We start from the raw sequence: 10,421 nt of genomic DNA, 5'->3' as shown, positions 1-10,421 counted from the left end.
GGACGCCGCTGCCCCACCCAGCCCACCTCTCACCGAAGATCAACGAGACACGGCATCAAACCACACCCCAAAGGTCATTCTGTTAGGACCCCTTAGTCCTCTGAATGCGTAGACGGGGCGCGGTGGGCCCTTCCCGCATTCAGAGGACTAAACGCGGTCAGCCGCCGAACATCAGCCGCCATTCGTCCAGCGACTTCGGCCGGAACACGAAGTTCGTGTCCTTCACCCGCGACAGGTTCGCCGACGGCTCCGCCGAGTACTGGTGTCCCGGGTAGACGACCGGATCGCCGTCCAGTCCGGCCAGCCATTGCAGGCTCCGGTAGATCGCCTCCGCGTCCCCGCCGGGGAAATCGGTCCGGCCGCAGCCTTCGAGGAACAGAGTGTCGCCGGAGACGAGCTTCCCGTCGACCAGGAAGCACTGGCTGCCCGGAGTGTGCCCCGGCGTGTGCAGCAGCCGGATCGGCACCGCGCCGACCTCCAGCACGTCGTCGTGTTCGTGCGAGCGCAGGTCGGTTCCGGAGACGCCGGTGATCCGGCGGACCCACTCGGCCTCCGCGCCGTTGACGTGGATCGGCACCTGGACGCGTTCCAGCAGTTCCGCGATCCCCGGCAGCGAGAAGCCCATCATCTCGCCGCCGACGTGGTCGGGGTGGTGATGCGTGGCGAGGACACCGGTCAGCCGCATGCCGTCGGCTTCCAGCAGGTCCAGCAGATCACCGACCGCGTACGCCGGGTCGACGACGACGGCCTCGTTCGTCTCCCGATCGCCGATCAGATAGGCGAAGTTGACCATCTGCGTCGCGACGGGATCCCCCACCGCGAAGTCACGGCCAGCGAGCAATTGCCGGAAGTACAGCCTGTCAGCCATGCGGACACCTTACGGCGCTACTCCCCTGTCGTTCCGTCGGCCAGCTCCCGAAGGATGTCCAGATGCCCGACGTGCCGGGCGGTCTCCTGGACGACGTGCGCGAGCACCCAGCGGACGGTGAACTTGCCCGACTTGCGCGCGCGATCGTCCGGCGAGACCCCGGCCAGCGACGATTCCGCCAAGGCCCACTCGGCGCGGTACGCCTCGACGACGGAACGCGGATCGTCGTCCTCGGTCAGGTCCCAGCTCGGATCCGGTGAGCCTTCCCACAGCGAAGGCAGGTCCACGCCGCCCGCTTCGATCGAGAGCCACCAGCGCTCCACCGCGGTCAGATGCTTGAGCAACCCCAGCGCGCTCATCCGCGGGGACGACGGCAGCGGTGTCGCGGCCGCCTGGTCCCTGGTCAGCCCGGCGACCTTGTTCACCGCTGTCGCGCGGAGGAAACGCAGGAAGTCCCACTGGAGCGCGGCTTCGTCCTCGGCGATCCCGTTCGGCCAGGCGCGCTCCACCGGCTCGGCGGCGCTCGAACCCGTGTTCGACATGCGGTCACTGTACACATACGGCGATCTCGCGTGACTGAAGGCGTAACTCGCGTGCTTGAAGGCGTAACTCGTGAGTTACGCGCCCAATCACGCGAGATCGCCCTTTGATCACGCGAGTTACGTGCCCAATCACGTGAGATCCCCGTGTGGACACTGCGGGGCTAGGCTCACGGTTCATGTGGTGGGGTTTGGTTTGCGCGTTCTTCGCGGCCTGTGCGTACGGCGTCGCTTCGGTGATGCAGGCGATAGCCGCGAAAGCGACGTCGGGCGCGGAAGATCGCGTCGATCCCCGCCTGCTCGTGCGGGTGCTGCGGCAGTGGAAGTTCGTCGCGGGTCTCGCGCTCGACGTCATCGGGTTCGTCGCCCAGGTCGCCGCGCTGCGGGTACTGCCGCTGTTCGTGGTCCAGGCGGCGCTGGCCGGAAGCCTCGCCGTGACGGCGGTGGCCGCGCGGACGCTCGGGGTCCGGCTGGGGCGTCGCGAGTGGACGGCGGTCGCGGTCGTCTGCGCCGGGCTCGCGTTGCTCGGGATGTCCGCGGAAAGCGAGGGCTCGGCGTCGACCGGGCTGGGTTTCCGGCTCGTGCTGATCGGTGCGGTCGCGGTGCTCGGCACGGCCGGGATGTTCGCCGGTCGCGCGTCGCGCCGGATCCGGACACCGGCGCTCGGGTTGATCGCCGGCCTGTGCTTCGGCGTGGTCGCCCTTTCCGGGCGCGCGCTCACCAGCCTCGCCCCGCTGGATCTGCTGACCGACCCAGCGACGTACACGCTGGGTGTGGCGGGTGCGCTGGCGATGTTGTTCTACGCCACCGCGTTGCAGCGCGGCAGTGTCACGACGTCGACCGCGATGATGGTGATCGGCGAGACCGTCTTCCCGTCTCTGATCGGGGTGCTCGTACTGGGCGACACCACGCGACCGGGGTTCGCGGCCGTGGCGGCGGTCGGGTTCGTGCTCGCGGTTTCGGCGGCGCTCGCGCTGGCCCGCTTCGGCGAGCCCGCGCCGATCGAGCCGGTCAGCGCGCAGCTCGGCTGACCCCGCGCCGGGACACCAGCAGCCAGGCCAGGTACAGCCCGCCGATCGCCCCGGTGACGAGACCGACGGGCAGGCCCGCCAAGAACTGCTGGGTGATCAGATCGCTGGTCACCAGCAGGAGCATGCCCATCAGCGCGGCCGCGGCGAGGCCCGGCCCCGAAGACCGCGTAAGCCGCTTCGCCAGCTGAGGCGCGGCGAGTGCCAGGAACGCGATCGGACCGGCGGCCGCCGTCGCGATCGAACACAGCCCGACGCTGACCCCGAGGAGCACGACCCGGCTCCGCTGCACCGGCACGCCGAGCCCCTTGGCCGAGTCGTCCCCCATCTCCAGCAGGGAAAGCCTTCTGCCGTAGACGAAAGCGGGCGGAAGCAGGACGGCGATGGCGATCGCGACAGGGCCGACATGCTCCCAGCCGCGCCCGTTGAGCCCGCCGACCAGCCACGCTTGCGCCGCGAGACCGTCCTGCCAGGAGGCCCTGGTGATCAGGTAGGAGTTGAACGCGATGAGCATCGCGTTCACCCCGATACCGACGAGGATCAGCCGGAAGGTGTGCACGCCGCCCTTCAGCGCGAGCAAGGCGATCAACGCCGCAGTCGCGACCCCGCCGACCAGCGCTCCCAAGGACACCTGGAGCATGCCGCCGTGCACCACGATGATCGTCAGCAGCGCACCGGCGGCCGCGCCTTCGGTGAAGCCGATGAAGTCGGGGCTGCCCAAGGGATTCCCGGACAGGCTCTGCAGGATCGCGCCGCTGACCGCGAGCGCGCCGCCGACCAGCAGCGCGGTCAGCAGGCGAGGCAACCGCAGGGTGGTCACGATGAACTCCGTGCTCCGGTCGCCGAAGCCGAACAGCGTCTGGACGACCTCGCCGACGGACAACGGGTAGTCGCCGGTGGTCATGCTGACCGCGCCGAGGAGGAACACGGCGATGGCCAGCAGCGCGACGACGATCGCGGCTCGCGGGGTGACGCGAAGGGAAAGTCCGCCGCCCGGGGTGCGCAGGACGCGGGTGCTCATCCGTGGGTGCTCCTTGATCGCGGTCACAGCCTGGCCAGCTTCCTGCGGCGGCAGAGCGCGATGAACACCGGCGCGCCGAGGAACGCGACGACGATGCCCGCCTGCAGTTCCTCCGGCGGGTTCAGCACGCGGCCGACGACGTCGGCGCCGATCAGCGCGATCGGCGCGAGCAGCATCGAATACGGCAGGACCCAGCGCTGGTCCGGGCCGACCAGCATGCGCGCGGCGTGCGGCACGGCGAGCCCGAGGAACAGTACGGGTCCGATCGCCGCGGTCCCCGCACCGCAGAGCAGCATCGCCACGACCGCGCCCAGCACCCGGGTGCGGCCCACGTGGGCGCCGAGCGCCTTGCCGGTCTGGTCGCCGAGCGCGAGAACGTTGAGCGGCCGGGCGAGCAGCAGCGCGATGATCACACCGACCGCGACGAACGGCGAGATCTGCAGGAACACGTCCCATTTGCGGCCGCTGAGCGAACCGACGTTCCAGAAGCGGAACTGGTTGAACGTCTCGGGCATCAGCAGCAGGATCCCGACGATGTAGGCCTGGAGCACGGCCATGACGGCCGAACCGGCGAGCACGAGCCGGTCCGGCGTGGCACTGCGCCCCGCCGAGCCGAGCACGTACACCACGACCGAGGCGATCGCGGCGCCGGCGAAGGCGAACCAGATGTAGCCGAGCACGCTGGTGACCCCGACGAACGCGATCCCCGACACGACCGCGGCCGAAGCACCGGTGTTGACGCCGAGCAGGCCGGGATCGGCGAGCGGGTTCCGGGTGAGCGCCTGCATCACCGCGCCCGCCAGGCCGAGCGCCGCCCCCACGACCACGCCCAGCAGGGTACGCGGGATACGGAGGTCGTGGATGATCACCGCGTCGGTCGAGCCGTCGTTGTGCCACAGCACCGACCAGGTCGAGGTGAACGGGATGCTCTTCGACCCCACCCAGATACTGAGCAGGAACACCAGCGCCAGCAGGGCGAGCCCGACCACCAGACCGCCGGCGCGGAACGTCCGTGCCGCCGCGCTGGGCGGGGACGCCGCAGCGGGCGGGCGTTCGGTGACGACCACGGAACCTCCTTCGAGTGAGGCGAGGCTAACCGAACGCGGGAGTTCACCTCAACGAGCTACCTACTTAGACTAGCCTTACCTTCCCCACCACGAACGGAGGCGCCGGTGACCGCAACGGCCACCACCAGCCGGAGTGTCCTGCGGCAGGCGATTTCCGGGCAGCGACGGCGGGTCACTCTCGCCTCCGTGCTCGCCGCTGGGCACCAGGGCGGTGAAGCCCTCGTCCCGGTGATCATCGGTGTGGTGATCGATCAGGCGGTCGACGGCGGTTCCGTGGGCACGCTCGTGTTCTGGATCGCCGTGCTCGGCGTGATCTTCGCCGGACTGTCCTACAGCTACCGGTTCGCCGCGCGCGCGGCCGAGGGCGCGTCGCTGCGGGCGGCGCACGACCTGCGCATCGCGATCAGCCGACGGGTCCTGCATCCCGGTGGCGGCGCCGACAAGGGCAAGCTCGCAGGCGAGCTGGTCAACATCGGCACCAGCGACGCGCAACGCGTCGGGGTGGTGAACGCGGCACTGCCGTTCGGGATCGCCGCGCTCGCCGGGGTGCTGGTCAGCGCCATCGCGCTGCTGCGGATCTCGCTTCCGCTGGGGCTCCTCGTGCTCCTGGGCACACCTCCGCTGCTGTACCTCGCGCATCTCATCGGCAAGCCGCTGGAGCGCCGCAGCGAAGCCGAACAGGAACGGTCCGCGCACGCCTCGGGCGTCGCCACGGACCTGGTGTCCGGCCTGCGGGTGCTCAAGGGCATCGGCGCCGAACCCGCCGCGGTCGCCCGCTACCGCGACACGAGCCAGAGCTCGCTCAAGGCGACCTTGCGCGCCGCGCGGGCCAAGGCCTGGCACGACGGCGCGGTGCTCGCGCTGACCGGCGGCTTCATCGCGGTCGTCGCCCTCGTCGGCGGGCATCTCGCGGCGTCGGACTCGATCAGCGTCGGCGATCTCGTCGCCGCGGTGGGGCTGGCCCAGTTCCTGCTCACGCCGTTCCTGATCTTCTCGTGGGTCAACGGCGAACTGGCGCAGGGCCGCGCGTCGGCGTCCCGGGTCGCCGACCTGCTGACCACGCAGGTGGCGGTCGAACCAGGGGACGGCGAACTCCCTTCCCCCGCCGGCGGGAACGTCCGGTTCACCGAGGTCTCGTACGGCAGCCTCCGCGGCGTCGACCTCGAAATCCCGGCCGGGCAGCTGATCGGCGTCGTCGCCGCGGATCCGGCCGCCGCGACCGATCTGCTCGACTGCCTCGGCCGCGCGGGAGATCCGGCCGAGGGCAAGGTCCACGTCGACGGCGTCGATCTGTCCACTGTGGATCCGGAGCGAGTGCGGGAGGTCGTCCTGGTCGCCGCGCACGACGCGGACCTGTTCGAAGGGACGCTCGCGGAGAACGTCCACGCGGACGGCCTTTCCTCCGACGAGGCGTTGGCCGCGTCGGCCGCGGACGAGGTCGCGGCGGCCTTGCCGGACGGCACCGCGACCGCGGTCACCGAACGCGGACGTTCCCTCTCCGGCGGCCAGCGGCAGCGTGTCGCGCTCGCCCGCGCGCTCGCCGCGGACGCGCCGGTGCTCGTCGTCCACGACCCGACGACGGCGGTCGACACGGTGACCGAGGCGAAGATCGCCACCGGGCTCGCCCGGCTACGACGAGGACGGACCACGATCCTGGTGACCACGAGTCCCGCCCTGCTCGCCGTGGCCGACCGCGTCGTCGTCCTGGACGGCGGCCGGATCACCGGCGAGGGCGGCCACGCCGAACTCGCCCGCGATCGCGCCGACTACCGCGCGGCGGTGCTGTCATGACCCGTGAACTCCTCCCCACCGCCGACGGCAAGCGGATCCGCGCCGTCCTCGGCGAACTGCTCCGCACCTCGAAGGCCCGTGCCATCGGCGCGCTGGCGATGCTCGTCGGCGCGACCGCGATCGGGCTGCTCACCGCCCGGCTGCTCGGCCACATCGTCGACCTGGTCATCGAGAAGCGGCCCGCGACCGAGCTGACCACCCCCGTGGTGGCACTGGTCCTGGTCGCCGTCGCACAGGCCATCGCGACCGCGTTGGGTGTCTCGCTCACCGCCAAGCTCGGCGAAACACTGCTCGCGGAACTCCGCGAACGGTTCGTCGACCGGGCGCTGGGGCTCCCGCTGGAACAGGTCGAACGCGCGGGCTCCGGAGACCTCACCGCCCGCGTCACCAACGACGTCACGGTGGTCGCGAGGGCGGTCCGCGAAGCCCTGCCCGAACTGGGTCGCTCGGTGCTGACGATCGTGCTGACCCTCGGCGCGCTCGCCGTGCTCGACTGGCGGTTCCTCCTGGCCGCGCTGCTCGCGACACCGATCCAGCTGCACACCGTCCGCTGGTACGTCCGCAACGCCGTCCCGTTGTACGCGAAGCAGCGGATCGCGACGGGTTCGCAGCAGCAGCAACTACTCGACACGATCGGGGGCGCGAAGACCGTCCGCGCGTTCCGGCTCGCCGACGCCCACGTGGAGCGGGTCCGGCAGCGGTCCGAGGGAGCGATGGACCTGATGCTGCGCGGTGTCCGGCTGATGACGAAGTTCTTCGCCCGGCTCAACCTTGCCGAGTTCGTCGGTCTCTCGGCCGTACTCGCGGCCGGCTTCCTGCTGGTGGGCGCCGACGCCGTGACCGTCGGCGCGGCGACCGCGGCGGCGTTGTACTTCCACAGCCTCTTCGGTCCGATCAACACCGCGCTGGCGCTCGTCGACGACGCGCAAGCGGCCGCCGCGAGCCTCGCCCGGCTGATCGGTGTCGCCGATCTGCCCGCGCCGCGCGAACCCGAACGACCGGCGAAACCCGTCGACGCCTCGGTGAAGGCGGCGGGCATCTCCCATTCCTATGTGGACGGTCATCCGGTGTTGCGGGACGTCGATCTCAGCCTCTCCCCCGGTGAGCGGGTCGCGCTGGTCGGCGCGAGCGGGGCGGGCAAGACGACACTGGCCAAGCTGATCGCCGGGATCCACACCCCGGCCTCGGGGACCATCGCCGTCGGCGGGGTCCCGCTCGACGAACTCGGGCCGTCCGCCACGCGACAGGCGGTCGCGCTGATCAGCCAGGAGGTGCATGTCTTCGCCGGTTCGCTGGCGGACGACCTCCGGCTCGCCCGTCCCGGCGCTTCCGACGCGGAGTTGCTGGCGGCGCTGGAAAAAGTCGGCGCGCGCGGCTGGGCGGAGGCGCTGAGCGAAGGCCTCGCGACCGTGGTCGGCGAGGGCGGGCATCAGCTGACCGTCACCCAGTCGCAGCAGCTGGCGCTGGCGAGGCTGGTGCTCGCCGATCCGCCGATCGCGATCCTCGACGAGGCGACCGCCGAAGCCGGCAGCGCGGGGGCGAAGACCCTCGAAGCCGCCGCAGCCGCGGCGCTGGAGGGCCGGACCGGTCTGGTCGTCGCGCACCGGCTGACGCAGGCCGCGGCGTCGGACCGCGTCGTCGTGCTCGACGCGGGCGTGATCGCCGAAAGCGGGACGCACGACGAACTCGTGGCCTCCGGCGGTCACTACGCAACGCTCTGGGCGGCCTGGTCGGACAACCGTTCACGGACGTGATCCGGGACGCACCGTCACCGGTTGCAATCGGGCGGTCGGCGTCTTAGGTTAGCCAAACCTGATCCTTGATTAATCCGGCATTCCGCCGGACAGCCGATCACGAAGGACGGACGATGGCCCGAATCCCCACCCTCTCCGCCGTGCGCGGGCGCCTGAAGACCGCCGGCCTGCTGGCGTCCACCCTGGTGCTGGCCGCCTCGCTCACCGCGTGCGGAGGAGGCGGCGAGTCGGCCACCCCGGCCGCGCAGAACTCCGCCGGCTCCGCGGTCGACGCGAACGCGTTCCCGACCACGATCGAGCACAAGTACGGCAGCACCACCATCACACAGGAGCCCAAACGCGTCGTCACGGTCGGCCTGACCGAGCAGGACGCGCTGCTCGCGCTCGGCGTGGTCCCGGTCGGTGTCACCGAATGGCTCGGCAAGTTCCCCGGCACCATCGGCCCGTGGGCGACCGACAAGCTCGGCGGCGCCGCGCTGCCCGAGGTCCTCAAGGACGTGGACGGGCCGCAGTACGAGAAGATCGCCGCGCTCAAGCCGGATCTGATCATCGCGCTGTACTCCGGGCTCACCAAGGAGCAGTACGACAAGCTGAGCCAGATCGGCGTCCCGGTCGTCGCGCAGCCGAAGGAGTACAACGACTACGGCATCCCGTGGAACGAGGCGACCAAGAAGGTCGGCCAGGCCGTCGGCCGCGCCACCAAGGCGAACGAACTGGTCAAGGGTGTCGAGGACAAGTTCGCCCAGGCCCGCAAGGAGCACCCGGAGTTCGCGGGCAAGTCGGCGCTGATGGCCTCGACCTACGAGGGCTACTTCGTCTACGGCAGCCAGGACGGGCGTTCGCACATCCTCGAATCGCTCGGCTTCAAGCTGCCCGCCGACCTCGACGCCGTCATCGGTGACAAGTTCGGCAAAAGCCTCAGCGCCGAGCGGACCGACCTGCTCGACCGCGACGCGCTCGTGTGGCTCATCGACACCCCGGCCAAGGCGCAGGAGATCCTCGGCAAGGACGCGCTCTACACCGGCCTGAAGGTGGCGAAGGAGAAGCGCGAGGTCTTCATCGAGAACGAGGGCACCTATGGCAGCGCGGTCTCCTTCGTGACCGTGCTGAGCCTGCCGTACGTGATCGACCGGATCGTCCCGCAACTCGCCGCCGCGGTCGACGGTGACCCGAAGACCGAGGTCAAGCCGGCGAACTGAGCCGTTCGACCGGTCCGTGAAGGCCTCCTTCCCTACCCTCACAGTAGGGAAGGAGGCCTTCGCTACCTTCGGGGATGCCCACGGCCGTACCGACGCTCGCTCAGTGCGGGAACCCCCAGGAGTCGTGCAGCGGAACGGTGATCTGCTTCAGCCACGTCTTGGTGGTGAAGTCGCGAGCCTTGATGACCACCGAGAACGGCGAGACCTCCACCTGCAGCCCCTGGTTGAACGCGCCGCCGAGGGACACTTCCCCGCCCTTGCCGTCGTCCGTCCAGCCGGTCTGCACGGCGGCGGTGTTGACGACGGTGAACCCTTCGAGATTGCCGGTACCAGGCACCACGCGGCGGACCACCCAGTCCGACAGGTTCAGATCCCAGTGCGTGTGCCCGGAGAAGAGGAACACGTCCCGGTGGCGGCCGAGGATCGAAAGCAGCCTGTCGGGCTGGAGGTAATCGGACCGGTAGAGCTTGTTGTGCGTGCCCGAAACGGTGTTGGGCAACGGATGATGCGTCAGCACCATCACCGGGCTGCGCCGGTTCGACCAGTACCGCAGGCGTTGTTCGAGCCAGGTGAACTGGCGGTCGCTCATCCAGACCTCGTCCCACAGCTTGGGGTCGTGGTACTTCGCGTACCGCTCGGTGCCGAGGCAGAGCACCGGAACGCCGCCGAACGACGTCTCGTTGTAGACGGTGTTGCGGCCCGCGAACCGGTAGAAGCCGCGGAAGAGGGAATCCTCGGTCGTCCCGTTGGGCCAGGTCTCCTGGGCGAGGGTGTCGGGATCCCGCCATTTCGGGACGTAGAACTCGTGGTTGCCGATGGCCCACGCGACCTCGCGCGGATGCGGGTGCTTGTCGAACGTCGCGCGAAGCTGGGCGTACTCGAAGTCGTAGCCGCGCGGGGTGAGGTCGCCCGCGATGCCCAGCCCGGCGCTGCCCGGGTTGATCGCGTGCAGGTCGTCGAGCGCCTTGCCGAAGTCGGTGAGGTCGCCCTGGATGTCGCTGAGGACGTTGAAGCGGACGACCGGCCCATGCGGGCCCCACTTCCCCTGTGTCCGCAGTTGCGCCTCCGCCTGACCCGGCAGCATCGCTGCCCCTGCCGCCGCACCACCGGCGGTCACCATGAACGCTCTTCGATCCATAACCCGAACGCTACTC

At 70.2% G+C, this 10,421-nt stretch carries 9 protein-coding genes; 4 read left to right on the top strand and 5 right to left on the bottom strand.

Features of this window, described 5'->3' with window-relative positions; genetic code table 11:
- Positions 1-157: 157 nt before the first annotated feature.
- Together AC0685_RS40255 and AC0685_RS40250 are read right to left on the bottom strand one after the other, a co-directional pair.
- Complete coding sequence (locus AC0685_RS40255) at positions 158-868, bottom strand: MBL fold metallo-hydrolase (RefSeq protein ID WP_465536689.1); 711 nt, start codon at positions 866-868, stop codon at positions 158-160.
- 17 nt (positions 869-885) lie between these two features.
- Positions 886-1,410 carry a DinB family protein gene (locus tag AC0685_RS40250; RefSeq protein ID WP_478230300.1) on the bottom strand — a complete coding sequence of 175 codons (525 nt, stop codon included), beginning with the start codon at positions 1,408-1,410 and terminating at the stop codon, positions 886-888.
- 176 nt (positions 1,411-1,586) lie between these two features.
- Here AC0685_RS40250 and AC0685_RS40245 point away from each other — a divergent pair, with 176 nt between their 5' ends.
- The gene (locus tag AC0685_RS40245) at positions 1,587-2,438 is read left to right on the top strand and encodes a DMT family protein (RefSeq protein ID WP_478230299.1); all 852 of its coding nucleotides are present in this window, start codon (positions 1,587-1,589) and stop codon (positions 2,436-2,438) included.
- On the opposite strand, the gene AC0685_RS40240 is transcribed toward AC0685_RS40245, so the two are convergent.
- A complete protein-coding gene (locus AC0685_RS40240; protein ID WP_478230298.1) occupies positions 2,419-3,456 on the bottom strand; it encodes a FecCD family ABC transporter permease in 1,038 nt (345 codons plus the stop codon). The genes AC0685_RS40245 and AC0685_RS40240 overlap by 20 nt on opposite strands.
- Before the next feature lie 23 nt (positions 3,457-3,479).
- Positions 3,480-4,523, bottom strand: a complete 1,044-nt coding sequence (locus AC0685_RS40235) for a FecCD family ABC transporter permease (RefSeq protein ID WP_478230297.1) — start codon at positions 4,521-4,523, stop codon at positions 3,480-3,482.
- 105 nt (positions 4,524-4,628) lie between these two features.
- Between AC0685_RS40235 and AC0685_RS40230 the strand changes: the two genes are divergently transcribed.
- From AC0685_RS40230 to AC0685_RS40220, 3 genes are all read left to right on the top strand, one after another.
- Positions 4,629-6,314 (top strand): ABC transporter ATP-binding protein, encoded by a 1,686-nt coding sequence (locus AC0685_RS40230; protein WP_478230296.1) that lies wholly within the window; start codon positions 4,629-4,631, stop codon positions 6,312-6,314.
- Positions 6,311-8,068 carry an ABC transporter ATP-binding protein gene (locus AC0685_RS40225; RefSeq protein WP_478230295.1) on the top strand — a complete coding sequence of 586 codons (1,758 nt, stop codon included), beginning with the start codon at positions 6,311-6,313 and terminating at the stop codon, positions 8,066-8,068. The genes AC0685_RS40230 and AC0685_RS40225 overlap by 4 nt, the downstream gene beginning before the upstream one ends.
- A 113-nt stretch (positions 8,069-8,181) precedes the next feature.
- Entirely contained in the window at positions 8,182-9,267 is a 1,086-nt protein-coding gene (locus AC0685_RS40220) for an iron-siderophore ABC transporter substrate-binding protein (protein WP_340682195.1), read from the top strand.
- A 100-nt stretch (positions 9,268-9,367) separates the two neighbouring features.
- On the opposite strand, the gene AC0685_RS40215 is transcribed toward AC0685_RS40220, so the two are convergent.
- Complete coding sequence (locus AC0685_RS40215; RefSeq protein WP_478230294.1) at positions 9,368-10,405, bottom strand: metallophosphoesterase family protein; 1,038 nt, start codon at positions 10,403-10,405, stop codon at positions 9,368-9,370.
- Positions 10,406-10,421: the final 16 nt, after the last annotated feature.

The organism is Amycolatopsis sp. NPDC043889 (assembly GCF_056435645.1).
The sequence above is the reverse complement of the archived record's forward strand: the minus strand, read 5'-3'. Positions and strand labels throughout refer to the sequence as shown.

Coding starts and splice junctions, on each gene's coding strand:
- AC0685_RS40255 (WP_465536689.1), bottom strand. CDS start 868: ATGGCTGACAGGCTGTACTTCCGGCAATTGCTCGCTGGCCGTGACTTC.
- AC0685_RS40250 (WP_478230300.1), bottom strand. CDS start 1,410: ATGTCGAACACGGGTTCGAGCGCCGCCGAGCCGGTGGAGCGCGCCTGG.
- AC0685_RS40245 (WP_478230299.1), top strand. CDS start 1,587: ATGTGGTGGGGTTTGGTTTGCGCGTTCTTCGCGGCCTGTGCGTACGGC.
- AC0685_RS40240 (WP_478230298.1), bottom strand. CDS start 3,456: ATGAGCACCCGCGTCCTGCGCACCCCGGGCGGCGGACTTTCCCTTCGC.
- AC0685_RS40225 (WP_478230295.1), top strand. CDS start 6,311: ATGACCCGTGAACTCCTCCCCACCGCCGACGGCAAGCGGATCCGCGCC.
- AC0685_RS40220 (WP_340682195.1), top strand. CDS start 8,182: ATGGCCCGAATCCCCACCCTCTCCGCCGTGCGCGGGCGCCTGAAGACC.
- AC0685_RS40215 (WP_478230294.1), bottom strand. CDS start 10,405: ATGGATCGAAGAGCGTTCATGGTGACCGCCGGTGGTGCGGCGGCAGGG.